Here is a 25,096-nt window from a genome sequence, read left to right as displayed (position 1 = left end):
ATCCCCGCCGCAGAAGAAGGAACCTCCCCATGCACATCGACCTCAACGCCGACCTCGGCGAAGGCGCCGGCAGCGACGAAGCATTGCTCGGCCTCGTGAGCTCCGCCAACATCGCCTGCGGCTGGCACGCGGGCGACGCCAGAACCATGCAGCAATGCGTGCGCTGGGCCATTCAGCACGGCGTGGCCATCGGCGCGCATCCGAGCTTTCCGGACCGCGAGAACTTCGGCCGCAGCACCATGCACCTGCCACCCGAAGAGATCGTGGCCAACGTGCTCTACCAGGTCGGCGCGCTGGCCGCGATCGTCAAGGCCGAGGGCGGCACGCTCTCGCACGTGAAGGCGCATGGCCAGCTCTACAACCAGGCGGTGAAAGAGCCCGAACTCGCCGATGCGCTGTGCGAGGCGGTGCGTCGCTTCGACCCCTCGCTCAAGTTCTTCGGCCTGGCCGGCAGCCACATGATCGACGCCGCGCGCCGCGCCGGTCTCACGCCCGTCGAGGAAGTGTTCGCCGACCGCGGCTACATGCCCGACGGCAGCCTGGTGCCGCGCAGCCAGCCCGGTGCGCTCATCGAGAGCGAAGAGCAATCGATCGCGCAGACGATTTCACTCGTGCGCGACCACCGCGTAACCGCCATCGATGGCAGCACCGTGGCCGTCAATGCGCAGACCGTGTGCCTGCATGGCGATGGTGCTCATGCGCTGGCCTTTGCGCGCCGCATCCGCGAGCGGCTGCAGGCCGAGGGCATCGCGGTTCGCGCCTGAACGGTTGTGCCGTCGGCGCCGCTCATGCGTTCGCTCATGACAGCGGCGCGGGCGACAGCGCACTGACCCATTCTTCTCCCGCTTCGGCGCAGTAGTCGGCCACGATGGCCCGCGTGAGCTTGGCGACCGCATGCACGGCAGGCGCCGTGTCGCGCGCATGGGCCACCGTGATCACCATCGGTGGCAGCGCAGGCCCTTCGCGGATTTCGAGATAGCCCTCGGCCAGCTCCTCGCGCACGAAGATCGGCGGAATCGCCGCCACGCCGAAGCCGCCTTTCGTGAGCTGGATGATCGACTGCACAGACGGAAAGCTGCACACGCGCGGCTCCGTGGCGCGGCCCGCGAACAGCGCCCTGACATGCGCGCGCGGCCCCGAGGTGCGGGAAAAGGTGAGCACCGGCACCCGCTCCAGGTCTTCGAGCCGCAGGGTCCGTGCCTTCGGCAGCACCGCGGGGCGTGCGATCCACAGCATCGGAAAGCGGCACAGCGGCGTGACGGTCGCGCCTTCGTTGCAGGCCACGTCCGCGATGTCGTCGTTCTGGATCAGCATGTCGAACTTGCGGTGCCTGAACTGCTCGCGCAGGTTGTAGGCGGTGTCGACCGTGATGTCGGGCTCGATGGCCGGCAGCCGCTCGCTCAGTGTGTGGATCAGCGGCGTGAGCCAGGTGTGCACCACCGTTTCGATCACGCCGATGCGCACCCGGCCCGAAGGCGGCGCGTCGGGGTGGACGGACAGTTTCAGCTGCTTCTCCAACGCGAGCATTTGCTCGGCCTGGCACACCACCTGCTCTCCGATGATCGTGAGCTTGAGCGCGCGCTGCGTGCGGTCGACAAGCTGCACGCCCAACTCTTCTTCCAGCGCTTCGATGCGCTTGGACACGGCCGCCTGGGTGGTGCACAGCATCTGTGCCGTCTCGCGAAAGCTCTTGAGCCGATCGAGCATGACGAGCGTCTCGAGGAATCGTGTGTTCACTGGTGAAGTTCTCCCTGCGTTCAGGCGTCTGGCGAATTTTTGTTATCGGCTCATCAACAAAAACTCGTTCGACAGCACCCGAGGCGACATGTTTTCATAAAGCCGTCACACAGACACAGAGGTGCAACCCGCCCCCTTGCGAAGCCGGTTTCTGCAGACGTCGATTGGCTTCGACGCCTGCAGAAGTCGTGCCAGGGACGCTGCACGGCCTTCACACGATCCATCAGAGGGAATGGAAAAGATGAAACGTACGATCATTGCCAGGCGGCTGAAAACAGCGGTCGCACTCGGCGTTGGCGCGCTGGTCCTTGCGAGCTGCGGAGGGGGAGGCGGGAACGGGAACGACGCGGCCGCGCTCGCGGCCATTGCGGCGGCGAATGCGGCAGCCGCTGCAGCGGCAGGGGGGGCGACGCCGCCACCGCCGCCTGCGCCACCGCCTGCCGTGAACCCGCCTGCACCGCCGGCACCTCCAGCGCCACCAGCACCGCCTGCGCCTCCCGCGATCCAGGCCAAGTGCGCGATGGACACGACGGTGGCCGCGTCTTACGAAGAGCAACGTTTGCCCAACAAGCTGTCGAGCAGCGACGCGCTGAGCTTCTCGCAGCAACTGCTGCAGGCCAGCGGCTTCGACAAGTTCGGCCCCGACTTCGCCAACAAGCTGTGCAGCAACGGTCTCGCGGGCGCTTCCACCTACGACGACACCGTGACGCTGCTTCATGCCGAAGGCCAGAAGCTCTGGCAGGCCGCATTGGACCGCGTGCAGGGCCGTACCGTGCAAGGCACGCTGCCGAAGAGCGACGATCGCATGCTGTACTGGGCGCGCCTCACCATGACGCTGGCGCTGCGCCAGTGGAAGCCCGACTTTCCATTGACGGACGACCAGCGCGCGGCACTGCAGAACGAGTTCGAGCGCGCTTCGCGGGGCCAGTACGCGATCGACTTTCCTGAAGGGCCGAAGTACAAGCGCATCCTGGTGAGTGGCTTCGATCCGTTCACGCTGGGCCAGCCGGGCAGTACCGATCCCAACATCCGGATCGGCAACCCATCGGGTGCGACCATTCTGTCGCTGGACGGCAATACCGTGGCGCTTGCCGACGGCACCACGGCCGTCATCCACACCTTCATCCTTCCCGTGAACTATGGGCCCTTCATTCAGGGCATGCAGGAAGACACGCTGGGGCCGTGGTTCAAGTCCGGTACCAAGCGCGTCGATGCCTCCGTCAGCATGAGCCAGGGCGGCGGTGAATTCGACCTGGAGCACTTCAACGGCCGCTACCACCTCGCGAGCATCCCGGGCAACGACAACGTCTGGCCAGCGTGTTCCGATGCGGGCGGATATCCCGCCTCGCTGGATTGCGACATCCATCCGCCGGAGCGTTGGCTGGGTTATGCGTCCCGGCCCTGGGTCAGGGAGTCGCCGCCGCAGTTCACCGGCTCGACGCTGCCCTTCCAGCAGATGATCGATGCGAAGACGGGCGCGGGTGTCGTCAACTGGGACGACCCGCTCAAGCCGACGACCGGGTGGACTGTCGTGCGCCGCGACACGTGGACACCCCGGGATTGCATCAAGGGTGCCATCGGGCCTTACGACAAGAACTGCGCGAACACTGGCGGCGGCGGGAACTACCTGTCCAACGCGAGCGCTTACCGCAACACCCTGCTGCGAGACACCTTCAAACTACAGATCCCGGCCGGGCACATTCATACACCCATCATGACAAAATTTGGTACCGGCAGCGACGGCAAGATCACCGACGCGACCTTCGAAGGCCGCCGTGACGCCATCGTGGCGCAGGCCCGCAACCTTGTGGTCGCATTGGCCAACACCCTGGCAGCGGGCTCGCTGTAATCCCCGAGGAGCATGACCATGAAATTCCGATTCCTCGCATTCGCCCTCGGCATCACGCTGTGCGGCGCAGCCATGGCCCAGCCCAGCGGTGGCTTCTACCTGTTCAAGAACAAGGACAGCGGCAAGGTCGCGTGTTCGCAGAACGAGATCAGCCCCGACTGGATCAAGCAGGCCGGACCGTTCAAGGATCAGGACTGCAAGATCGAGCAGAAACCCGAGCCCGTGCGCACCGACCTGCCGGCCAGCCCGCTCGACCTAGCGCCCAAGAAGTAGGGGCAGTAGGGGCTGCCGCCGCGGGCCTCATTGCGGTACCTTCGGCACATCCCGCCGAAGGTTGCCCATGACCCAGCCCAAGTCGTCGTCTTCTTCTCCACCCGTACGCGTCCTGCTCACCGGTTTTGACCCATTCGAGCAGGAGGTGGTCAATCCGTCATGGGAGGCGGTTCGCGCGCTCGATGGCTGGAAGGTCGGCCGCGCCATCGTGCACGCGCGGCAGGTGCCCTGTGTGTTCGGCGATGCCATCGACACGCTGCTGCGCGCCATGGACGAACTGAAGCCGCGTCTCGTGTTGTGCATCGGCCAGGCCGGTGGCCGCGCGGAGGTCGGGGTCGAGCGCATCGCCATCAACATCGACGACGGGCGCGTGGCCGACAACGTGGGTCGCCAGCCGATCGACGTGCCCGTGGTGCCGGGCGCGCCCGCTGCGTATTTTTCGACGCTGCCCATCAAGGCCATCGTGCGCGACCTGCGCGCCGCCGGCGTGCCGGCCTCGGTGTCGAACACCGCGGGCACCTTCGTGTGCAACCACATCTTCTACGGCCTGATGCATCGCATCGCCACGCACCCGGTGGCGGGGTTGCGGGGCGGCTTCATCCACATTCCCTACCTGCCCGATCAGGCGGCCCGCTTCCCGGGCGCGCCGAGCATGTCGCTCGACACCATGGTGCAGGCGCTGCGGATCGCGGTGACCACCGCGCTCAAGGTCAGGCAGGACATCGCCGAGACCGGCGGCCAGCTGCACTGATGAGCCGTATCAGGCGACCGAAGAAGGGAACTGCTTCGCCAGCCAGCCGTTCAGCGCCGCGTTGACGAGGTCGGGCTTTTCCATCGTCAGCATGTGGCCGCATTGCGGCACCCACACGACCTCGGCCTGCGGCAGCAGCGCGGCCATCTCGCGCGTGCATTCGGGCGGGGCCAGGCGGTCGTCGTCGCCGCACATCAGCAGCACCGGCGCGCGCAGCGAGGGCAGGTGCAGGCGCGCGTCGGGCCGCCGCATCACCGCGCGGTTCTGGCTGATGAGCTGGGCCGCGCCGGCACCGAGCACGATGTCCAGGTAGCGCTGCACGAGCACCGGGTCGGCCGCCTGCGTGGGGTGAAAGGCGAAGTACACGTTCGGCTCGATCACGTCGCGCAGTTCGCCGCGCTCGAAGTATTCGATGGCGCCCTCGCGCAGCGTGAACATGTCGGGCGTCTCGGGCCGCGCGCTGGTGCCCAGCAGTGCCAGGCCGGCGATGCGTTCGGGCGCCTGCCGGGCCGCTTCCATCGCGACCATGCCGCCCATCGACGCGCCGCACAGCACCAGCGGGCCGTCGTGCTCGCGCAGCACGGCGGCGGCCATGCCTTCGATGCTGTCGTTGCGCGTCTGGGCGTTGCTCACGCGGGGCTGGAAGACGGAGGGAAGGGCGGGGAGCTGGGCTTCCCAGAGGCGCTCGTCGCAGGCGAGGCCGGGCAGCAGGACAAGATTTGGCATGGAGACGGATTCTGCGCGATCGTGGCCATCGGCGTAACGGCATAGGCTTCATGACCAGCAGCCAGCGCGGGTCGCCATCGACATACTTTCGGGCGCTGCGCGGCCTGTCGCGCGAGCCTTTGCGATCCATGTCGAGGACAAGAACATGAACCTGGTTGAACGCGTGCAGGCGATCCTGCTCAAGCCCAAGGCCACCTGGCCCGAGATCGATGCCGAGCCGGCCGACGCCGCCTCGCTCTACAAGAACTACGTGATGATCCTTGCGCTGATCCCGGCGGTGGCGGGCTTCATCGGCCTGTCGCTGATCGGCATCGGCGCCTTCGGCGTGAGCTTTCGCGTGCCGCTCGGCGCGGGGCTCGCGAACATGGTCGTGGGCTATGTGCTGTCGCTGGTGATGGTGTTCGTGCTCGCGCTGATCATCGATGCGATGGCGCCGACCTTCGATGGCACCAAGAGCCAGATCGGCGCGCTCAAGCTTTCGGCCTACGCGAGCACCGCGGCCTTCGTCGGCGGTGTCTTCAGCCTGCTGCCTTCGCTGGCGATCATCGGTGCGCTGGTGGCGCTGTATGGCGTCTACCTGCTCTACACCGGGCTGCCGGTGCTGATGAAGTGCCCGCCCGACAAGGCCATTGCGTACACGGCCGTGGTCGTGGTCTGCGCCATCGTCGGCGGCTTCATCATTTCGTGGGTGCTGGCGCTGCTCACGCCTTCGCCGGTGCGCCTGGGCGTGGGCCTGCTGCCGGTCGATGCGGTGGTGGCCATGCAACAAAGCGTGAGTGCCACCGCCTGAGCGTCATGTGCAGGGTGGAAAATGGGCGGCAATGCCAACGCCCAAACCCGACACCACCACCGACATCATCCTCATCCGCCACGGCGAGACCGCCTGGAACCGCGAGCTGCGCTTCCAGGGCCATGCCGATGTACCGCTCAACGACATCGGCCACGAGCAGGCACGCCGCATCGGCTTGCGGCTCGCCGGCGAGACCGCAGTACAGCACCTCATCAGCAGCGACCTGATGCGCGCGCAGCAGACCGCAGCGCCCGCCGCGCTGCAGCTGTCGCTGCCGGTGGTGACCTCGGCGGCGCTGCGCGAGCAGTTCTTCGGTGTTGTCGAGGGCATGCGCTCCGACGAAATCCAGAGCCTGCATCCGCGCGCCTGGGAAGAGTGGCTGGAGTTCCGCGAAGACCACGCCATGCCCGAAGGCGAGACGCCGCGCGAGTTCCATGCGCGCATCATCGCGGCGCTGGGTGGCATCGCCACCGCGCACACGGGGCAGCACCTGATCGTGGTCACCCACGGCGGCGTGCTCGACATGGTGTGGCGCACCGCCAAGGGGCTGAGCCTGAGCGGGCCGCGCCGGAGCGACATTCCCAATGCGGGCTTCAACCGCATCCGCATCGCCGACCCGGCCAAGCCGGAAGTGATCGAGATCGTCGACTGGGCCGACACCCGGCACCTGGCCGACCTGCCGCCCCAGCCGACCTACGACCAGACGCGGCACCTGAAGAACAAGTGAGCGGCGTGCTTCCTCAGCCTCGAGGAAGCTGGCCGAGCCCCAGCCGCGCATAGACCGCACCCGCCTGCCGGCGCAGGCGCAGCGACTCGGGCTGGCCGTTGACCTGCTGCTGCAGGATGCCCTGCGCCGCAGCGAGCGTCGATTCGGTGCCGATGCGCACCAGCGCATCGAGGTACAGCTGCTCGAACAGATCGCGTTGCGCGTGGCTGCCGCCGATCTCGATCAGACGCGGCAAGGCCACGCCCAGGCCTTCGATGGCCCCCGCGAAGTCGCCACGCGCGTGCGCCACGAGCCCATGCGCCGCAGGCACGCAGACGCGTTGCCATGCCGCCCGCGTCGACGGCGGTGCGCCGGGTGCGAAGGCTTCGATGTTGCGCAGCAGCGTGCCGGCCTCGGGCCGACCGGCGCGTGCGAGTCCGTAGAGGTATTGCAGATCGAGAAAAGGCAGCACGTGGTCGGCCTGGCGCTGCAGCAGGTAGCCCGCCACGTCGTTCCAGCGCGTGCCCACGTCGATGCCCGCCAGCTCCAGGCGCGCGAGCAGCGACACCGCGCCGATCTGGTCCTGCGAATAGTCCTTCACCACGCCCCAGGCGTGTTCGTCGTACACCGCGAGCGCCTCGGCATCGCGGCCCAGGTCGATGAGGAACAGCGCCACGTGCCACCAGTTGTGCGTGACCATGAAGGAGTTGAGCCCGGTCCAGGTGTCGCTCACGCTTTGCATGAACGCCAGCCCTTCGGCGAGCCGGCCCTCGGTGAGCATCACGTGCGCCAATGCGTGGTGTGCCCACGGTTCCTTGCGGCACATCGAGATCGCGCGGCGGGCGCTGGCTTCGGCCTCGCGCATCAGGTGGCATTGCTCGTAGCCGAAGGCCGTCATGCCGTGCACGTAGGGCACGTCGGCCGCCGAGGGCAGCACGGCCAGCGCCAGCCGCAGCATGCCCGGACAGTCGCCGGTGTTGAAGCAGTGGTACTGGCCGAGCTTGACCGACACCAGGTCGCGCGGATGCTCGCGGGCCTGCTCGGCATGCAGCGCGATCGCACGTGCGATGTCGCCATCGGCCCAGGCCTCGATGGCCGCGATGTAGCGCTGCTCGCGCGGTGTGGCGCGCGCGGCGCCGGCCCTGGCCTTGTCGAGAAACGGCCGTGCGTTGGCGACGGCTTCGCGCGACTCGGCGAACAGGTGCAGCGTGGCGCAGTAGGCCTGCACGATCGGGCTGGCATCGGCTTGCGCCACCGCCAGCAGGTTGACGGCCCGCGCCTCGGTCGAGATGAATCCCATGACGAAGTCGTCGACCAGCGGCAGGCTGGAGATGTCGTCGAGGGTGAGTGGATTGCCGAGGCTGTCGGCGGCTGGCACAGCGATGTTCGTGGGGTTTCCGGAGGGCATGGCGCATGGTGCCATGCCCCCGGCGATGCTTCAAACCCCGGCTTGCTGGTGGCGGTACTCCTGCGTCTTGCCGCCGTAGCCGTAGGCCGCGCCGCGCGCGTCGATCACGTGGATGTACGACACCTCGTGCAGGTTCGGCCGCAGCTTCGCCATGGCCGCATGCACTTCGCGCAGGTAACGCGCCTTCTCGGCCTTGGTGTTGGTTTCGTCGGTGATGCTGATGTCCAGGTGAAAGGCCGACTTGCCGAGCGAGGCCAGCGACTGGCCGCCGATGAACCAGGCGTCGGCGGCGATGTACTGCACCGTGGTGGCGATCACCGGCAGCTGCTTTCCGAGCACGCTCTGGGTGAGTTCTCCGACCGCGTTGACGGCCTTGCGGGTGAGGTCGGCATCGGGTTCGCCGGAAAGGTGGATGACGATGTGAGGCATGGTGAACTCCTTCGGTGGCAGTGAGGAAATGAATGAACGATGGGGTGATTGTGAGAATTCCAGCGCCATCGGAAAAGCGGGAAGATATGATCGAATCCATCGGATAAGCGGATGGATAGGCAATGCAAGGATTCGACCTGGAGCAGCTTCGCACCCTGGCCGCCGTCGTCGACGCGGGCAGCCTCACGGCGGCCGCGCCGCGCGTGTTCCTGTCGCAGTCGTCGGTCAGCGAGCAGATCCGCAAGCTCGAAGAGCGGGCGGGGCAGTCGCTGCTCACGCGCAGCAAGGCGGGCGTCGCACCGACGGAGGCGGGCACGCGGCTGCTGGCGTATGCGCGGCGCATCCTCGCGCTCAGCGACGAGGCATTCCGCGATCTGCATGGCGAGACGCTGCAGGGCGAACTGCGGCTCGCGGTGACCGACTACTTCCGTCCCGGCGATCTCACGCGGCTGCTAGGCCGCCTCGGAGAAAGCTATCCGCAGGTCCGGCTGCACGTGAGCATCCTGAAGAGCGACGAACTGCGGGCGGCGTATGCGCGAGGAGATTTCGACGTCGGGCTGGCGATGGACATCGCCGGCGCTTCCCCGGCGCAGGCGCGTGCCGCCGTGATCCGTCGTGAATCGCTGGTGTGGCTGGCAGCGACCGGCGTGCGGCCGACGCGCGGCGAGCCTGTGCGGTTGCTGGTGCTGCCCGACACCTGTTCGCTGCACCAGTTCACCGTGGCGCTGTTGCGGCGGCGGCATGTGCCCTATGTGCTGGCGCATGTGGCCTCTGGCGTGGCGGGGTTGCAGTCGGCGCTGGCTGCGGGCTTGGGGGTGGCGTGCCTCAACGAATCCGCCATTTCCGAGGGGGTGGCGAGGTTGACGCCACCGCACGGGCTGCCCGCGTTGCCGCGTGTGGCCTTCCAGTTTCTGCCGGCGCGGCGAGGAGAGACCGCATTCGTCACGCGGGCCCGGGAGCTGCTGGCCTCGCACCTGGTGTGAGGCCGCCGCGCCCGAGGGCCCGGTGTTCTTTCAGCGCCCGGGCACTTGCGGCCAGGGGCGTTGCACTTCCCGGATCTGCTCGAACGCACGCGACACGCGCAGCACGCCGAGATCGTCGAAGCGCTGCCCCGCGATCTGCAGGCCGATGGGCAGCCCACCGGCCGAGTAGCCGCAGTTGACCGAAGACGCGGGCTGCTCCGACATGTTGAAGGGCACCGTGAAGCCGATGTGCTCCAGTGGCCGCAGCGGGTCGTTGGTCGGCGAAGGCGCCTCTGCCGCGGCGGGCATGTTGGGCGACACCGGCGAGATCACGTAGTCGAAGCGTGCGCATGCCTGGACGGCTGCCACGCGCGTGGCGTGGAACTGGCTGAACCCACGGAACACGTGCTCGCCGCTGAACTCGGCCGCGCTCTCGGCCCACTCGCGGATGTAGGGCAGCACCTTCGCGCGCTGGTCGGGGCGCAGGGCCTTCATGTCGACCAGCGAGCGCATGCGCCACAGGTGGTCCATGCCGTCGAGCATGGCCTGCGACATGAAGGGCTGCATCGTCTCGACGATGGCGCCGGCTTTTTCGAACAGGCGCGCCGCGTGTTCGACGGCCGTCTGTATCTCGGGCTCGACTGCCAGGCCGCAACCCGCGTCGAGCAGCAGCCCGATGCGCAGGCCGCGCAGGTGATCGGGCGATACGTCGAAGCCGGCCCAGTCGATGTCCTGCACCGGCAGGCTCATGCTGTCCCGCGCATCGGGCTTGGCCAGCGCCTGCATCATCAGCGCGGCATCGCCGACGCTTCGCGTCATCGGACCCGCCGCGCGGCCCATGTACGGTGGATCGATCGGAATGCGGCCCAGGCTCGGCTTGAGCGTGAAGATGCCGCACCAGCTGGCAGGCAGCCGCAACGAGCCGCCGATGTCGGTGCCCAGGTGCAGCGGACCGTAGCCTGCGGCAGCTGCCGCACCGGCACCCGCGCTGGAGCCGCCCGGTGTTCGGCTCAGGTCCCACGGGTTGCGCGCCAGCGTGTGAAAGCTCGACAGGCCCGACGACAACATGCCGTAGTCGGGCATGGTGGTCTTGCTCACGATCACCGCGCCGGCTTCCTTCAGGCGCGCGGCCGGCGGTGCATCGGCCGCGGCGGGCTTCAGGTCGACGGCGGCCGTGCCCGCGGGCAGCGGGTCGCCGCGCGTGGCGATGTTTTCCTTGATGGTGGTCGGCACGCCGTCGAGCGGGCCGAGCGCATCGCCGCGCTGCCAGCGTGCTTCCGACGCGCGTGCCTGCGCGAGCGCTGCCTCGGGCCGGAAGAGCCACGTGGCCTGCAGGTGCGGCTCCCAGCGTTCGATCTGCGCGATCACGGCCTGCGCGACCTCGACCGGCGAGAGCTTCTTTTCGCGGTAGGCGGCGGCGAGTTCCTGCGCGGACAGGTCGCTCAGCAGATGTGCATCGGACACTGCGGCGTTCATCCCCAGGACAGCGCCGACAGATCGTTCACGAAGATCGGGTTCTCTTTCCAGAGGCCCTTGACGTTCTTCTTCGCGATGGTCGGGAACTGCGGCTGGTACAGGAAGCCGTTGGCCGCGTCGGTGGCCAGCATTTTCTGTGCGTCGCCCAGCAGCTTGTTGCGCTCGGCGGCGTTGCCCGTGGTCTTGATCTTGTCGAACAGCGTGTTGAAGGCCTTCGACTGGTAGCCCCAGTAGTAGTCCGACTTGGCGTAGTTGCCGAGGTCGAAGGGTTCGACGTGCGACACGATCGACAGGTCATAGTCCTTGTTGCCGTAGGTGCCGCTGAGCCACTGCGCCCATTCGACGTTCTGCACCTTCACGACGATGCCGATCTTGGCAAGCTCGGCCACGATCACTTCACCGCCCTGGCGTGCGTAAGGTGGCGGCGGCAGCGTCATCGTGAGTTCGAGCGGTGTCTTCACGCCGGCTTCGGCGAGCAGCTTCTTGGCCTTCTCGACGTCGAAGGGGTTGATGCCGGTGGTGTCGACATAGCCCGCCGCGCCCGGCACGTAGTGGCTGCCGATGGGCACGCCGAAGCCGTCGGCCGCGCCTTCGATCACGGCCTTGCGGTCGATGGCCGCAAGGATCGCGCGGCGCACGCGCACGTCGTCCAGCGGCTTCTTGCGGTTGTTGATCGACAGGATGGTCTTGGCGCGCGAGCCCGCCAGGATCACCTGGAACTGCGGGTTCATCTTGAACTGCGGCACCACGCGCGTGCCGATGCGCGTGAACACGTCCACGTCGCCCGCCATCAGCGCGGCGGCCTGCGCGGCCGTGTCGGAGATGAAGCGGAAGGTGACCTTGTTGATCTTCGCGGTGGCGGGGCTGCGGAAGCCATCCCACTTGCTCAGCGTGAGCGACGAGCCCTTGGCCCAGCTGTCGAGCTTGTAGGGGCCGGTGCCGACCGGCTTGTTGGCGTTGGTCTCGGCGCTCTTCGGCTCGACGATCACGGCCGTGGCCTGGCCCAGCACGAAGGGCAGGTCGGGGTCGATCTCCTTGTTGATGATGACGACGGTGTAGTCGTCGATCACCTGCGTCGCGAGGTTGGCGAAGGTGCGCTTGTCCTTGTTGGTGCTCTTCTCGCCGCCGGCGCGGTCGAACGAGAACTTGACGGCCGCCGCATTGAAGGGCTCGCCGTTCTGGAACTTCACGCCGCGCTTGAGCTTGAAGGTGTAGGTCTTGAGGTCGGGCGAGACTTCCCAACTCTCGGCCAGCAGCGGCGTGACGTTGCCGTCGGCGTTGATCTTGGTGAGCGTCTCCAGGATGTTGTACTGCACGACCTCGGCGATCGCGGCCGCTGCACCCGTGGTCGGGTCGAGCCCCGGCGGTTCGAGCGCCATGCCGATCACGATGGCGTCCTTCCTGCCCTGCGCCATGCCGGCGAGCGGGGTGGCCAGCGCGACGGTGGCGCCAGCGGTGGTAAGGAGGGTGCGGCGGTTCAACATACGTGTGATCTCCGGAAAAACAAGCCAGGGTCGAATGACTGCTTCGGCGTGCGCCATGCCCCGAAGGGAGGCGCGACACCGCGAAAGAACGGACACGCAGCACGAAAGATGCCACGTGCGCAGCCGGTCATTCTCTCGCAGCAGGCATGCCGGCGTGCGCTCGCGAAGGCGGTTTTTCCTCGGGACGTTCCCGTAGGGCGCGGTCCGATCTGGCCCTGCTCGGAGCCCTGTCAGGCCCAGGACAACGCGGCGATGTCGTTCACGAAGATCGGTGCGTCCTTCCAGAGGCCGCGCAGGTTGCGCGCCGCCACCGTGATGAACTGCGGCTGGAACAGGAAGACGTTGGCCGCGTCCTCGGCCAGGATGCGCTGCGCATCGCCGAGGTAGCGCAGGCGGTCCGCGCTGCGCGCGCTGTTGCGTGCCTTGTTGAACGCGTCGTTGAACTTCGCCGACTGGTAGCCCCAGTAGTACTCGGGCTTGGTGTAGTTCACGAGGTCGAAGGGCTCGACATGCAGGATCAGCGAGAGGTCGTAGTTCTTGTTGCCATAGGTGCCGCTCATCCATTGCGCCCATTCGACGTTCTGGATCTTCGCGACGATGCCCACCTTGGCCAGTTGCGCGGCGATGAGTTCACCGCCTTGCCGCGCGTAGGGCGGAGGCGGCAGCACGAGCTCGAGTTCGAGCGGGGTCTTCACGCCGGCTTCGGCCAGCAACTGCTTCGCCTTCTCGACGTTGTAGGGGTTGATGCCAGTGGTGTCGATGTAGCCCGGCGCACCCGGCACGTAGTGGCTGCCGATGGCCACGCCACGGCCGTCCATGGCGGCTTCGATCACGGCCTTGCGGTCGATGGCCGCGGAGATGGCGCGGCGCACGCGCACGTCGTCGAGCGGCTTGCGCTTGTTGTTGATCGCAAGGATGGCCTTGCCGCGCGAGGCATTGAACACCACCTGGAAGCGCTTGTCGTTCTGGAACTGCGCAAGGCTGCGCGAGACCGAGGCATGCGGAAACAGGTCGATGTCGCCGGACAGCAGCGCGGTGGTCTGCGCGGCCGGCTCCGAGATGAAGCGGAAGCTGGCCTTGCGGATCTGCACGGCTTCGGCGTTGCGAAAACCGTCCCACTTGGCAAGCACGATGCCCGAGCCCTTGGACCAGCTGTCGAGCCGGTAGGGGCCGGTGCCGATCGGCTTGGTGGCGTTGGTCTCGACCGTCTTGGGGTCGACCAGGATGGCGGAAGACTGACCGAGCAGGAACAGCAGGTCGGGCTCGATCTCCTTGCTGATCAGCACCACCGTGTGCTCGTCGATCACCTGTGTCGCGATGTTGGTGAAGGTGCGCTTGTCCTTGTTGGTGCTGTCGGCTGCGGCCGCGCGATCGAACGAGAACTTGACGGTGCTGGCGCTGAAGGGCTCGCCGTTCTGGAACTTCACGCCGCGCTTGAGCTTGAAGGTATAGGTCTTGAGGTCGGGCGAGACTTCCCAGCTCTCGGCCAGCAGCGGCGTGACGTTGCCGTCGGAGTTGATCTTGGTGAGTGTCTCGAAGACGTTGTAGAGCACCACTTCGGAAATCTCGGCGCCAGCCTTGGCCGTGGGGTCGAGGCCCGTGGGCTCCAGCGTGAGCCCGAGCACCAGCGCGTCTTTTTTTCTTTGTGCCAGCGCCAGGGTGGGCAGCACGAGCGGTGTCAGGGCGGCGGCGGTGGCAAGCAGGGTGCGTCGTTTGAGCATGATGAAGCGGTGTCCTCCAAACAAGGGGCAAGCATCATCCGCGAGGCGGGGGGCTTTGCGCAACCAGATGCTTATGACCCACTCATCCTAGGCGAGGCGGGCGACGCCCCGGTGTCAGGCCGGCTTCATGCCGCGATTCAGGCCGCGTTCATGCCGCGAGCAAGGTGCCGCCCGTGGGCGTGCGCGGCACCGCATCGAGCAGCGTGCGCGTGTAGGGGTGCTGCGCGTGCCGGAACAACTCGCCGGGCGGGCCCTGCTCGACGATCTTGCCTTGCCACACCACGCACACGTCGTCGCACAGGTGGTTGACCACCGCGAGGTCGTGGCTGATGAGCAGGTAGCTGATGCCGAACTGCTGCTGCAGGTCCTGCATGAGGTTGAGCACCTGGGCTTGCACCGACACGTCGAGCGCGCTCACGGGTTCGTCAGCCACGATGAGTTTGGGCCGCGTGATGAGGGCGCGTGCGATGGCAATGCGCTGGCGCTGGCCGCCGGAGAACTCGTGCGGGTACTTGTCCATGTCGGTGGTGCGAAGGCCGACAGCAGCGAGTGCTTCTGCTGCGCGTTCGCGTTGAACCGCGCGGCTGGTTTCGGCCAGTGCTTCGAGCGGCTCGGCCACGATGCGTGCCACGGTCTGGCGCGGGTCGAGCGAACCGTACGGGTCTTGAAACACCATCTGGAAGTCGCGCCGCGCGGTGCGCAGCTCGGCCTTCGACAGCGCATGCAGGTTGCGGCCTTCGAGCGAGACGGTGCCCGAGGTCGGTGTGTCCAGTGCCATCACGAGGCGTGCGATGGTCGATTTGCCGGAGCCTGATTCGCCGACGATGCCGACGCTCTTGCCGGCCTGCACATCGAAGCTCACGCCGTTGAGCGCCTTCACGGTCGGCGGTGGGCCGAAGAGCTTTTCACGCGGCATCGCGTAGTGCCGAACGAGGTCGGTCACGGCCAGCAGCGGCGTGGAAGAAGAAATGGATTCGCTCATGGTGCGAGGGCAAGGCCTTTGGCCGCGATTTCTTCGAGGCGGATGCAGCGCACCGCATGGTCCTGTGGCAGCATCGTGGCCGGCGGCCGCGTGGTCTGGCAGGCGTCGATGGTGTAGCTGCAGCGGCCCGCGAAGGGGCAGCCCGGCGGCAGGTCGACCAGCTCGGGCACGCTTCCCTTGATGGTGGCCAGGCGCAGGCCGCGCGGTGCGCCGATGGCGGGGCGCGCGGCGAACAGGCCTTGGGTGTAGGGATGGGCGCGACGCGCGAACACGGCCTCGGTCGGGCCGCTCTCGACCACGCTGCCGCCGTACATCACGAGCATCTTCGAGACGGTCTGCGCGATCACGCCGAGGTCGTGCGAGATCAGGATCAGCGCCATGCCGCGCTCCGCGACGAGGCTCTGGATGAGTTCGAGGATCTGCTTCTGGATCGTGACGTCGAGCGCGGTGGTCGGCTCGTCGGCGATCAGCAGGTCGGGGCCGCAGGCGAGCGCCATCGCGATGCCGATGCGCTGGCGCTGGCCGCCCGAGAACTGGTGCGGGTACGCGTCCAGGCGCGAAGCTGCATCGGGAATGCCCACGCGGTCGAGCAGCGCGAGCACTTCCTTGCGTGCTTCCGCCTTGGACAGGCCGCGATGCAGCCGCAGTGGCTCACCGACCTGGCGCGCGATGGTGTGCACCGGATTCAGTGCCGTCATCGGCTCCTGGAAGATCATGCCGATGCGGTTGCCGCGGATCTGGCACATGGATTTTTCATCGCGGCCCACAAGCTCGGTGCCGTCGAACCTGATGCTGCCGGTGACGTCGGCGGTGGAGGGCAGCAAGCCCATCAGCGACATCACGGTGATCGACTTGCCGCAGCCCGATTCGCCGACGATGCCCAGCGTTTCGCCGCGCTCCAGCGAGAACGAAACGCCGCGCACGGCCTGCGCCGGGCCACGCTGCGTCTGCAGGCCGATATGGAGGTTGTTGACTTCGAGAAGAGGCATGGCGCTCAGCGGGCGCGGGCGAGGCGAGGGTCGAGCAGGTCGCGCAAGCCATCGCCCAGCAGGTTCAGGCCCAGCACGGCCATTGCGATGGCCATGCCGGGGAACACGGCGAGCAAGGGCGCCTGGAACATCATGGTCTGCGCCTCGCTGAGCATGCGGCCCCACGAGGGTTGCGGCGGCTGCGTGCCCAGGCCCAGATAGGAGAGGGCGGCCTCGGCCAGGATGGCGATGGCGAAGCGGATCGTGATCTGCACGATCAGCACCGCCGAGATGTTGGGCAGCACGTGCTGCATCGTGATCGCGAACGGGCCCTTGCCGCAGGCGCGCGACGCAGCCACGTACTCGCGCGACCAGATGGCATTGGCCGAGGCGCGCGTGATGCGCGCAAAGGTTGGGATGTTGTAGATGCCGATGGCGATGATGGCGTTGACGATGCCGGCGCCGAACACCGCCGTGAGCATGATCGCCGAGAGGATGGCGGGGAAGGCCAGCGAGAAGTCGGTGAGCCGCATGATGGCTTCTTCAACCCAGCCGCGCTTTGCGGCCGCCAGCAGGCCCAGTGCTGTGCCGACGACGAGGCCGATGCCGACCGCGATCACGCCGACGAGAATCGATGCACGCGCGCCCACGAGCAGCAGCGAGGCGACGTCGCGCCCATAGGTGTCGGTGCCCAGCCAGTGCGCGCCGGTCGGCGGCTTGAGCTTGTTGGCCATGTCCATCTCGTAGGGTGACCACGGTGTCCAGACCAGCGAGACGGCTGCTGCAAGCAACAGGAGCAGCGTGAGCACGCCGCCGATGACGAAGCTGCGGTGCTGCAGCGCACGGCGCCAGAAACCGGGGACCTTGAGCGCGGCAGCGCTCGGGGCTGTGATGGCGCTCATATGTCGCTGGCCTTGATGCGCGGATCGATCACGGCATACAGCACGTCGACCACGAAGTTCACGATGACCACCAGTGCCGCGAGCAGCATCACGCAGTTGCGCACCACGATCAGGTCGCGGTTGCTGATGGCCTGGAAGATCAGCCGGCCCAGGCCCGGCAGGTAGAACACGTTCTCCACCACGATGGTGCCGGCCAGCAGCTCGGAGAACTGCATGCCCATCACCGTGATGACCGGGATCATCGCGTTGCGCAGCACGTGCGTCCACAGCACGGCGCGCTGCGATACACCTTTGGCGCGTGCGGTGCGCACGAAGTCTTCGCGCATCACTTCGAGCACGGCTGAGCGTGTGATGCGCGCAAGAATCGCCGCCTGCACCACGGCCAGCGACAGGGCTGGCAGCAGCAGCGACTTGATGCCCGCGAAGAAGCCTTCACCCCAGCCCTCGAAGCCACCAGCGGAGAACCACTGCAGCTGCACCGAGAACACGAGGATCAGAAGAATCGCGAACCAGAAATTGGGAATGGCGACACCGACCTGCGCCAGCCCCATCAGGCCGACGTCGCCGAGCTTGTTGTGGCGTGCGGCGGCGGTCACGCCCACCAGCAGGGCGATCACGATGGTGAGCGTCATGGCCAGCAGCGCGAGCGGCACGGTCAGCGCCAGGCGTTCGAGGATCAGGTCGAGCACGGGCGAGCTGTAGGCGTAGCTGTCGCCCAGGTTGCCGGTGAGCAGGCCGCCGATCCAGTGCCAGTAGCGGGTCCACGCGGGTTGGTCGAGGCCGAGCTTGGTCGCCAGTGCCGCAACGGCTTCAGGCGATGCGTCCGGGCCCATGAGCATCTGCGCGGCGTTGCCGGGCAGGATCTCCAGGACCAGGAAAACGATGACGGAGGCGCCGATCAGCGTGCCGATCAACGTGGCGAGGCGCTTGAATAAAAACAGACTCATGGGGCGGGGCGCAGCATAACTGACTCCCGCAACAAGCGTGCCGCTTATGAGACCTTTGTCACTAACCGGCATGCCGCCCTGACGCGGTCGGGGGCTCCGGACGGCCCGAAGAGGCCCGGCGCCCGACGCGTCGATAATCGGGGGATGGCCCTCATGATCACCGACGAATGCATCAACTGCGATGTCTGCGAGCCCGAGTGCCCGAACGATGCGATCTACATGGGCGCCGATTTCTATGAAATCGATCCGCACAAGTGCACCGAGTGCGTGGGTCACTTCGACGAGCCGCAGTGCGTGCAGATCTGCCCGGTGGCGTGCATTCCCCTGAACCCCGAGCACGTGGAAAGCCGCGAGACGCTGATGCAGAAGTACCAGCGCCTCACGGCGATCAAGGTGACGGCGGCTTCAGCCGGCGTCTGAGCCGGCGGACTTCCGCTTCTTTTTCTTGTGCGCCGGCGCATCGCCGGCCGCCTTGGCACCCGGCGCGCCGGTGAAGCTCAGGCTGGACTTGCGCGGCTCGCTGGCCGCCTTGCTCGCGCGCTCCCGGGATTTCTGCTCGACCAATGCCAGTCGCCTGTCGGCCATGGCCGCGCTTCTGGCTTCCCGCGCGGCTTGTTGATCGCGGTCGTGTGCTGCCTTCTCCTGGGACAACCGGTTGCGCTCCAGCTGGTCGGCCTGGGTTCGGGCACTGCGCGTGCCGGCGTCGGCGGACCGGCGGTCCTGGTCGCTGCGGTTGTCTTCCACCTTCACCGTCTTGCCGCCTTCGCAGGGGCGATCGGAGTAGGCGTTGCCGCATCGCCATGTCTGGGCGGAAACGCCCAGGGAACAGAGGCAGGACGCTATTGAAAATATAGCGACCCAGGCCTTTCCTGCTCTTGTTCTTCTCTTCCTCATTTTTATTTCTCTCCCTCCCTGCACTCCCGTGGCCGGCTAGGTGGCGGCAGGCGTGCCCCCTTCGCCGGGCTCCCGTCGCGGCGGTTTGGGCCGCGGCGGTTTGCTCGTGTGAATCAGCAAGGTTGCTTTTTCCATCTCGCCAGCCACGAGCGCCGGCGTGGCGTGCAGCGTGCGGACGATGGCGTCCTCGATCAGTTCACGTTGTTCTTTCAGCGGCTTCTTGAGCACCCAGTTGACGACCTCCGACTTCACGCCGGGGTGGCCGATGCCCAGGCGCAGCCGCCAGTAGTCGCCGGTGCCGAGTTGCGCGTGGATGTCGCGCAGGCCGTTGTGGCCCGCATGGCTGCCGCCGAACTTGAGCTTGACCTGGCCGGGCACCACGTCGAGTTCGTCGTGCACCACAAGGATTTCTTCGGGTGCGATCTTGAAGAAGCGCGCGAGCGCGGCCACCGACTTGCCCGACAGGTTCATGAAGGTCTGCGGCTCCAGCAGCCAGATGCTCTGGCCGCCGATGTTGGCGCGCGCCGCGAGGCCGTGGTAGCCGCGCTCGGGCACGAGGTTGAGTTTCCAGTCGCGCGCAAGGGCGTCGATCCACCAGAAGCCCGCGTTGTGCCGCGTGGCTTCGTACTCAGGGCCCGGGTTTCCGAGGCCGACGAACAGCTTGATCATGGCCGGGATTATCCCGCCCCGAAAAAGCAAAAGGCCCGCACGAGGCGGGCCTTTTGGCGCTTTCGCGCGCTTGCGAAGAAGAGATTACTTCTTGGCAGGCGTCTTGGCAGCGGGGGTCTTGGCTGCAGGCGCAGCCTTGCCACCCTTGCCGGCCGGCGCTGCTGCGGCGGCTGCATCGGCAGCGCCTTCAGCGGGAGCGTCGACTTCTTCAGCCGCCGGCGACACGGCCGAAGCCAGCACCGGGTTGACCTTGCCGTGGCTGACCCACTTCACGCCCTTGGGCAGCTTGATGTCCTTCAGCGTGACGGTGCCGTTCTTCTTCAGGCCCGACAGGTCGACTTCGATGAACTCGGGCAGATCGCTCGGCAGGCAGTTCAGTTCGAGTTCGGTCGTCACGTGGTTGACCAGGTTCAGGTCGATCTTGACGGCTTCGGATTCTTCTTCACCCTTGAAGTGCACGGGCACCTTCATGGTCAGGCGGGTCTTGGCATCGACGCGCTGGAAGTCGATGTGTTGCACCAGCTGGCGGAACGGGTGGTACTGCACGTCGCGCAGCAGCACCTTGCTGACGTTGCCGCCGAGTTCCATTTCGAGCACGGTCGAATGGAAGGCTTCCTTCTTGAGGGCGTGCCACAGCGCGTTGTGATCGATCTCGATCAGTTGCGGCTGGGTGTCGCCACCGTAGACGATGCCGGGGGTCTTGCCCGAAACGCGGAGACGGCGGCTCGCACCCGTGCCCTGCTTTGCGCGCTCAAAAGCGACGAATTTCATAACTAGCTCCTGTAAGAGTCCACCGCGACCAGTGCGACTCCGGTTCAACAAGGGCTCCTGTCCTGGAAAGGGAGAGGAGCCCGCTTTTTGCTCAGATCAGAACAGGTTGTCCTGGTCCGAGAACAAACTCATCACCGACTCGCCCTTGGCAATGCGCTGGATCGTTTCGGCGATCAGCGGTGCCACGGAGAGCTGGCGGATCTTTCCGCAGGCGAGGGCCGCATCGGAAAGAGGAATGGTGTTGGTCACGACCACTTCATCGAGGGCCGAGCCCTGCGTGATGCGCTCGATGGCCGGGCCCGAGAAGATCGGGTGCGTGCAGTAGGCGTAGACGCTCTTGGCGCCGCGCTCTTTCAGCACTTCGGCCGCTTTGACCAGCGTGCCGGCCGTATCGATCATGTCGTCCATGATCACGCAGTTGCGGCCGTCGATCTCGCCGATCACGTTCATGACTTCGCTGACGTTGGCCTTCGGACGGCGCTTGTCGATGATGGCGAGGTCGCAGTTCAGTTGCTTGGCCAGCGCACGGGCACGAACCACGCCGCCGACGTCGGGCGAGACCACGATCAGGTCTTCGTAGTTCTTGGCCCGCAGGTCGCCCAGCAGCACCGGGGACGCATAGATGTTGTCGACCGGGATGTCGAAGAAACCCTGGATCTGGTCGGCGTGCAGGTCCATCGTGAGCACGCGCTCGACGCCGACGGTTTCCAGCAGGTTGGCCACGACCTTGGCCGAAATCGGCACGCGGCTCGAACGCGGGCGGCGGTCTTGGCGGGCATAGCCGAAGTAGGGAATCACGGCGCTGATCCGTTCGGCCGAAGCGCGCTTGAGCGCGTCGACCATGATCAGCAGTTCCATCAGGTTTTCGTTGGTCGGTGCGCAGGTCGACTGCACCACGAACACGTCGCGCGCCCGGACGTTCTGGTTGATCTCGACGGTGACTTCGCCATCGGAGAAGCGACCGACGCGTGCGGCGCCCAGCGAGGTGCCGAGGTTGTGCGCGATTTCTGCGGCAAGGCCAGGATTGGCGTTACCGGTGAAAACCATGAAATCAGGGTGATTAGCCTGCATGAGCGCGTCCCGGCAGTGCGAATTGGCTTAGGAAGCCGCCAAAAGGTTTCTGATGCGTGGCGGCCGGTGAGCCGCCGATTATTGCAGCGGGTGGGCTGCAAAAGAAGACTGCGGCCGTTGGGCCGCAGTTCTTGAAGATTTGGCAGGGGAGAAAGGATTCGAACCTTTGCATGCTGGAATCAAAATCCAGTGCCTTAACCAGCTTGGCGACTCCCCTACACGGGTCGATGGTTTTCACCACCAACCGATATATGTCGCATCGAATCGAAAACCGATCCGATTATCTTCAGGTTGCCCACCCCCAGAGAGGATGAACAGCCAAATTGCTGCATTGACGAACCTGCCAGCCCTCGGGGGCTTCGAGCAGTTCCGCGTCCTGCGGCGCTTGCGGCATCTTTGCGAACACCGAACTTCCGGAGCCGGTCATCCGGGCCTTCAATCCTTGGGCGCCGAGCCATTCGATGGCGTCGGTGACCGCGGGGCAAAGCCGCTGAGCAACCGGCTGTAGATCGTTGTGGCCGAAGTCGAAAACCTGGTTTCCCAAGTTTGGAGCTTCAAGCTGTTCGCTATCTGCAGCAAAGCCCGAGATTATAGCAACAGGAGTTGCACGTTCAAGATCGGGCGCAGAAAAAATTAATCGGGTATCGAGTCCTTCGGGTGGTTTGACCACCGCGAAGTGCGCGGGAGGGAGTGTAACCGGACGGATGTCCTCTCCGATGCCTTCGACCCACGCATTTCGGCCCGCGAGGAAGAAGGGCACGTCGGCCCCCAGCTTCAACCCGATGTGGGCCAGACGCGCGAGCGGCAGGTTCAGGCCCCACAGGCGGTTCAGCGCCAGCAGGCAGGTGGCGGCATCGGAAGAGCCTCCGCCCATGCCTGCCTGCGCCGGCACATGCTTGGCGACCGAAATGTGCGCACCCTGGCCGGGTGCGGCGAACGCTTGCAGCGCACGCGCGGCGCGCAGGATCAGGTCGTCGGCGGGCAATTCGGTCGTGAGGTCTTCGCGGCTCAGCTGGCCATCGCGACGAAGCTCGACATGCAGCGTGTCGCACCAGTCGATCAGCATGAAGACCGATTGCAGCAGGTGGTAGCCGTCATCCCGCCGGCCGGTGATGTGCAGGAAGAGGTTGAGCTTGGCCGGTGCGGGAAGGTCGTAGATCGCCTTCATGACCGCTCGAACACGATGCGCAGGTCGGCCCTGGGGCTCGGCGATTCACGCACGGCCTGCAGGCGCCCGTTGCCCAGTTGCGCCAGGTCGGGTTTCCAGCCAGGCACGGGCTCGTTGCGGCCTTCCAGCCAACCGAACAGCGCACCGACCGGAATGACCGCGCCGGTGGCCGCTTCGATCAGGGCATCGACGGAGTCGAAACGCCGCGTGTTGCTGCCGTCCTTGAGCAGGGCTTCGCCCGGTGCCCAATGCAGTTGCGCAAGCGTGCTGCCGATGGGTGTCGTGAGGGTGAGGTCGCCCGTCTCGGGCGAGCCGCGCAGCTCGAACAGCGCGGCGAAGGTCTGCACCGGTTCGCTCTCGATGCGCAGCGACATGCGGCCGCTCCAGCTGTCCGATGTCCTCGGGGCCGACGAGCCGCCCGACAACTGGGCGCAGCCCGTCATCCAGAGCAGGGCTGCGCCCCCGAGAGACAGCGCGGCACGACGGCCGTTCAGCGCCCCGTCAGCGAGAGTCATGGCTTGACCCGCAAGCGCTTGAGCGTTTCCTGCAGGGTCTCGTTCTCGGCGTCGCTCAGCAGGGCTTCCTTCCAGATCGTGACCGCGCGGTCTTTCTGGCCGGTGCTCCACAGGACTTCACCGAAATGCGCGCCGATCTCCGGATCGGGGCGCGTCTTGTAGGCGGCCTCGAGGATGCGGATGGCCTCCGCCGTGTTGCCGAGCCGGAACTCGACCCAGCCCAGGCTGTCGGCAATGAACGGATCTTCGGGCGCAAGCTGCACCGCCTTCTGGATCAGCGTGCGTGCCTCGTCGAGCCGGATCTTGCGATCGGCGAACGAATAGCCCAGCGCGTTGTACGCGTTCTGGTTGTCTGGCTTGAGCTGGATCAGTCGGCGCAGCAGCCGCTCCATGTCGTCCAGGCGATTGAGCTTCTCCGCGATCATGGCCTGGTCGTAGACCAGATCGCCGTCATCCGGTTCGGCCGCCGAAGCTCGGGCCAGCATGTCGTAGGCGGCCTGGTACTGCTTTGCGTCGCGCAGCAACTGCACTTCGGCGAGGAACTTCTGCTTCTTGTCGTCAGGCGAGCGCTCGGGCAGGTTGCGAATGACTTCCCGCGCCTGCGCCAGCTTGCCCTGGCGCGCCAGCAGGCCCGCACGGCGGCTCTGCGCGGCCACCACTTCATCGGGGCCGTCGACACGCGCCAGCCAGCGCTCGGCGGCGGCGAAGTCCTTGCGCCGCTCGGCCAATTGGGCGAGGGCAAGGTAGGCCTGCGAGACGGTGCGCTTGCGGTCGGAGGCATCGAGCCCGTCCTTGCCCGGGGTTCCCGACAGTTCGACGAAGCGCTTGATCGACGTCTCGGCTGCCGCGTCCTGCTTGGCCTGCATCTGCAGGCTGCCGAGCAGCAGCCACGGCTCGGCCAGCTCGGGCCGCGATGTGGTCACGGCCTGGAGCTGCGTGGTGGCTTCGTTGAAACGCCGGTTTTCGACCAGCACGCGGGCATAGGCGATGCGCAGGTCGGGCGAGGCCTTGGCGTTGTTGTTGAGGTAGCGCGTCACGATCGGCTCGGCGAGCGGCTGGCCGGGGTCGATCATTTCGAGCGCCAGCGTGGCCGGCGCATCGGAACTCGGGTCGATGTCCTGGCCCTTGCGCGCGGCGTCCAGCGCGCCGGAAACATCGCCCGCGTTGAGGCGTAGCCGGCCGACGGTGGCCCACGCGAGCCCACCGGCGGTGGGGCTCTTGAGCTCATCGACCAAGGCTTGTTCGACCACCGAGGCTGCCAGCTTCTTGTCCGAGGCGCGCGAGTAGTTGCGCGCGATCACGGCCATCAGCAATGGGCGTTCGATCTGCGAGGTGGCCGCCACTTCGGCGCGCAGGGGCTCGACCGTCTCGCTGATGCGGTTCAGTGCGATCAGGATCTGCAGTTCGATGCGGCGTGCCTCGCGCGAGCTGGGCAGCGTTTCTTGCCAGGCGCGGGCCGCGGCGAGCGCTGCATCGCCGGAGCGCGATTGCAGCGCGATCTCGACGGCGCGCTGGAACAGCTTGCCGTCGCGCAGCCGCCGAGCGGCGTCGAGCACCAGGGCATAACCGGAACCCGGATCGCCCGAGCGGGCCGTCATCTCGCCCATCAGGATTTCGTAGAACAGGTCGGCCGTCAGCGCCGATTGTTGAGGCGTGGGGTCGGCGGCCTGCTTGGCGGCCGTCGCCTTGGCCCGCACCGCCGGCTTCGTCGGCGCAGGGCGCTCGATGACGGGCGCAGGGCTGCCCGAGGCGGCGGGATCCGAAGCAGATTGCGCATGAGTTGCGCAGGCCAGAAGAGCAAGAGACGCGGCCGCCGCAAGGCGGTGTCGGCGGAGCGATAGATTCATCTGGTCATAATAATCCAGCCATTTGAACGAGCGCCGCGTGGGGCTTCGTC

At 66.6% G+C, this 25,096-nt stretch carries 26 protein-coding genes and 1 tRNA gene; 8 read left to right on the top strand and 19 right to left on the bottom strand.

Going from position 1 to position 25,096, the window contains the following annotated elements; all coding sequences use genetic code 11:
• Positions 1 to 29 precede the first annotated feature (29 nt).
• The gene (pxpA, locus tag ACGLHS_RS10345; RefSeq protein WP_394479311.1) at positions 30 to 764 is read left to right on the top strand and encodes a 5-oxoprolinase subunit PxpA; all 735 of its coding nucleotides are present in this window, start codon (positions 30 to 32) and stop codon (positions 762 to 764) included.
• Between the two features lie 34 nt (positions 765 to 798).
• Here pxpA and ACGLHS_RS10340 read toward each other — a convergent pair whose 3' ends face one another.
• Entirely contained in the window at positions 799 to 1,737 is a 939-nt protein-coding gene (locus ACGLHS_RS10340) for a LysR family transcriptional regulator (protein ID WP_093247340.1), read from the bottom strand.
• A 241-nt stretch (positions 1,738 to 1,978) separates the two neighbouring features.
• Here ACGLHS_RS10340 and ACGLHS_RS10335 point away from each other — a divergent pair, with 241 nt between their 5' ends.
• From ACGLHS_RS10335 to pcp, 3 genes are all read left to right on the top strand, one after another.
• A complete protein-coding gene (locus ACGLHS_RS10335; protein ID WP_394479308.1) occupies positions 1,979 to 3,586 on the top strand; it encodes a hypothetical protein in 1,608 nt (535 codons plus the stop codon).
• An 18-nt stretch (positions 3,587 to 3,604) separates the two neighbouring features.
• Positions 3,605 to 3,859, top strand: a complete 255-nt coding sequence (locus tag ACGLHS_RS10330; RefSeq protein WP_394479306.1) for a hypothetical protein — start codon at positions 3,605 to 3,607, stop codon at positions 3,857 to 3,859.
• A 67-nt stretch (positions 3,860 to 3,926) separates the two neighbouring features.
• A complete protein-coding gene (gene pcp, locus ACGLHS_RS10325) occupies positions 3,927 to 4,610 on the top strand; it encodes a pyroglutamyl-peptidase I (RefSeq protein WP_394479304.1) in 684 nt (227 codons plus the stop codon).
• A 9-nt stretch (positions 4,611 to 4,619) separates the two neighbouring features.
• Here the strand turns inward: pcp and ACGLHS_RS10320 are convergent, their stop codons facing one another.
• Positions 4,620 to 5,336 (bottom strand): alpha/beta fold hydrolase, encoded by a 717-nt coding sequence (locus ACGLHS_RS10320; protein ID WP_394479301.1) that lies wholly within the window; start codon positions 5,334 to 5,336, stop codon positions 4,620 to 4,622.
• Between the two features lie 145 nt (positions 5,337 to 5,481).
• Here ACGLHS_RS10320 and ACGLHS_RS10315 point away from each other — a divergent pair, with 145 nt between their 5' ends.
• Together ACGLHS_RS10315 and ACGLHS_RS10310 are read left to right on the top strand one after the other, a co-directional pair.
• Positions 5,482 to 6,126, top strand: coding sequence for a Yip1 family protein (locus ACGLHS_RS10315; protein ID WP_093247335.1), 645 nt, complete (start codon positions 5,482 to 5,484; stop codon positions 6,124 to 6,126).
• 31 nt (positions 6,127 to 6,157) lie between these two features.
• Entirely contained in the window at positions 6,158 to 6,853 is a 696-nt protein-coding gene (locus ACGLHS_RS10310; protein ID WP_394479298.1) for a histidine phosphatase family protein, read from the top strand.
• A 13-nt stretch (positions 6,854 to 6,866) separates the two neighbouring features.
• Here ACGLHS_RS10310 and ACGLHS_RS10305 read toward each other — a convergent pair whose 3' ends face one another.
• A complete protein-coding gene (locus ACGLHS_RS10305; protein WP_394479296.1) occupies positions 6,867 to 8,240 on the bottom strand; it encodes a tetratricopeptide repeat protein in 1,374 nt (457 codons plus the stop codon).
• A gap of 30 nt (positions 8,241 to 8,270) precedes the next feature.
• The gene (locus ACGLHS_RS10300) at positions 8,271 to 8,669 is read right to left on the bottom strand and encodes a 4-oxalocrotonate tautomerase family protein (RefSeq protein WP_394479294.1); all 399 of its coding nucleotides are present in this window, start codon (positions 8,667 to 8,669) and stop codon (positions 8,271 to 8,273) included.
• A gap of 122 nt (positions 8,670 to 8,791) precedes the next feature.
• Here ACGLHS_RS10300 and ACGLHS_RS10295 point away from each other — a divergent pair, with 122 nt between their 5' ends.
• The gene (locus ACGLHS_RS10295; protein WP_093247331.1) at positions 8,792 to 9,652 is read left to right on the top strand and encodes a LysR family transcriptional regulator; all 861 of its coding nucleotides are present in this window, start codon (positions 8,792 to 8,794) and stop codon (positions 9,650 to 9,652) included.
• A 30-nt stretch (positions 9,653 to 9,682) separates the two neighbouring features.
• Here ACGLHS_RS10295 and ACGLHS_RS10290 read toward each other — a convergent pair whose 3' ends face one another.
• From ACGLHS_RS10290 to ACGLHS_RS10260, 7 genes are all read right to left on the bottom strand, one after another.
• Positions 9,683 to 11,107 carry an amidase gene (locus ACGLHS_RS10290; RefSeq protein WP_394479291.1) on the bottom strand — a complete coding sequence of 475 codons (1,425 nt, stop codon included), beginning with the start codon at positions 11,105 to 11,107 and terminating at the stop codon, positions 9,683 to 9,685.
• On the bottom strand, positions 11,104 to 12,591 hold the full coding sequence (locus ACGLHS_RS10285; RefSeq protein WP_394479289.1) for an ABC transporter substrate-binding protein: 1,488 nt from the start codon (positions 12,589 to 12,591) through the stop codon (positions 11,104 to 11,106). Before ACGLHS_RS10285 ends, ACGLHS_RS10290 begins: the two co-directional genes overlap by 4 nt.
• A gap of 230 nt (positions 12,592 to 12,821) precedes the next feature.
• Positions 12,822 to 14,312 (bottom strand): ABC transporter substrate-binding protein, encoded by a 1,491-nt coding sequence (locus ACGLHS_RS10280; protein ID WP_394479286.1) that lies wholly within the window; start codon positions 14,310 to 14,312, stop codon positions 12,822 to 12,824.
• 148 nt (positions 14,313 to 14,460) lie between these two features.
• Positions 14,461 to 15,294 (bottom strand): ATP-binding cassette domain-containing protein, encoded by an 834-nt coding sequence (locus ACGLHS_RS10275; RefSeq protein ID WP_394479284.1) that lies wholly within the window; start codon positions 15,292 to 15,294, stop codon positions 14,461 to 14,463.
• On the bottom strand, positions 15,291 to 16,283 hold the full coding sequence (locus tag ACGLHS_RS10270) for an ABC transporter ATP-binding protein (RefSeq protein ID WP_394479282.1): 993 nt from the start codon (positions 16,281 to 16,283) through the stop codon (positions 15,291 to 15,293). Before ACGLHS_RS10270 ends, ACGLHS_RS10275 begins: the two co-directional genes overlap by 4 nt.
• A gap of 5 nt (positions 16,284 to 16,288) precedes the next feature.
• Positions 16,289 to 17,164, bottom strand: coding sequence for an ABC transporter permease (locus tag ACGLHS_RS10265; RefSeq protein ID WP_394479279.1), 876 nt, complete (start codon positions 17,162 to 17,164; stop codon positions 16,289 to 16,291).
• Positions 17,161 to 18,111, bottom strand: coding sequence for an ABC transporter permease (locus ACGLHS_RS10260; protein WP_093247323.1), 951 nt, complete (start codon positions 18,109 to 18,111; stop codon positions 17,161 to 17,163). The genes ACGLHS_RS10265 and ACGLHS_RS10260 overlap by 4 nt, the downstream gene beginning before the upstream one ends.
• Before the next feature lie 144 nt (positions 18,112 to 18,255).
• Here ACGLHS_RS10260 and ACGLHS_RS10255 point away from each other — a divergent pair, with 144 nt between their 5' ends.
• Positions 18,256 to 18,531 (top strand): YfhL family 4Fe-4S dicluster ferredoxin, encoded by a 276-nt coding sequence (locus tag ACGLHS_RS10255; RefSeq protein WP_093247322.1) that lies wholly within the window; start codon positions 18,256 to 18,258, stop codon positions 18,529 to 18,531.
• On the opposite strand, the gene ACGLHS_RS10250 is transcribed toward ACGLHS_RS10255, so the two are convergent.
• The 8 genes from ACGLHS_RS10250 to ACGLHS_RS10215 all read right to left on the bottom strand — a co-directional run bounded on the left by ACGLHS_RS10250 (position 18,517) and on the right by ACGLHS_RS10215 (position 25,046).
• A complete protein-coding gene (locus tag ACGLHS_RS10250; RefSeq protein WP_394479276.1) occupies positions 18,517 to 18,861 on the bottom strand; it encodes a hypothetical protein in 345 nt (114 codons plus the stop codon). The two genes, ACGLHS_RS10255 and ACGLHS_RS10250, sit on opposite strands and share 15 nt — an antisense overlap.
• A gap of 180 nt (positions 18,862 to 19,041) precedes the next feature.
• Positions 19,042 to 19,674 carry an aminoacyl-tRNA hydrolase gene (gene pth / locus ACGLHS_RS10245; protein WP_093247320.1) on the bottom strand — a complete coding sequence of 211 codons (633 nt, stop codon included), beginning with the start codon at positions 19,672 to 19,674 and terminating at the stop codon, positions 19,042 to 19,044.
• 84 nt (positions 19,675 to 19,758) lie between these two features.
• Entirely contained in the window at positions 19,759 to 20,445 is a 687-nt protein-coding gene (locus tag ACGLHS_RS10240; protein WP_093247319.1) for a 50S ribosomal protein L25/general stress protein Ctc, read from the bottom strand.
• 96 nt (positions 20,446 to 20,541) lie between these two features.
• Entirely contained in the window at positions 20,542 to 21,516 is a 975-nt protein-coding gene (locus ACGLHS_RS10235; protein WP_093247318.1) for a ribose-phosphate pyrophosphokinase, read from the bottom strand.
• A 140-nt stretch (positions 21,517 to 21,656) separates the two neighbouring features.
• A tRNA-Gln gene (locus ACGLHS_RS10230) sits at positions 21,657 to 21,733 on the bottom strand.
• Between the two features lie 69 nt (positions 21,734 to 21,802).
• A complete protein-coding gene (gene ispE, locus ACGLHS_RS10225; RefSeq protein ID WP_394479272.1) occupies positions 21,803 to 22,684 on the bottom strand; it encodes a 4-(cytidine 5'-diphospho)-2-C-methyl-D-erythritol kinase in 882 nt (293 codons plus the stop codon).
• Entirely contained in the window at positions 22,681 to 23,199 is a 519-nt protein-coding gene (locus ACGLHS_RS10220) for a lipoprotein insertase outer membrane protein LolB (protein WP_394479270.1), read from the bottom strand. The genes ispE and ACGLHS_RS10220 overlap by 4 nt, the downstream gene beginning before the upstream one ends.
• The gene (locus tag ACGLHS_RS10215) at positions 23,196 to 25,046 is read right to left on the bottom strand and encodes a tetratricopeptide repeat protein (RefSeq protein ID WP_394479268.1); all 1,851 of its coding nucleotides are present in this window, start codon (positions 25,044 to 25,046) and stop codon (positions 23,196 to 23,198) included. Before ACGLHS_RS10215 ends, ACGLHS_RS10220 begins: the two co-directional genes overlap by 4 nt.
• Positions 25,047 to 25,096 lie beyond the last annotated feature (50 nt).

It is taken from the genome of Variovorax sp. VaC1 (assembly GCF_043658315.1).
Classification (GTDB): Bacteria; Pseudomonadota; Gammaproteobacteria; order Burkholderiales; family Burkholderiaceae_C; genus Variovorax.
This window is presented reverse-complemented; position numbering and strand designations above follow the sequence as displayed.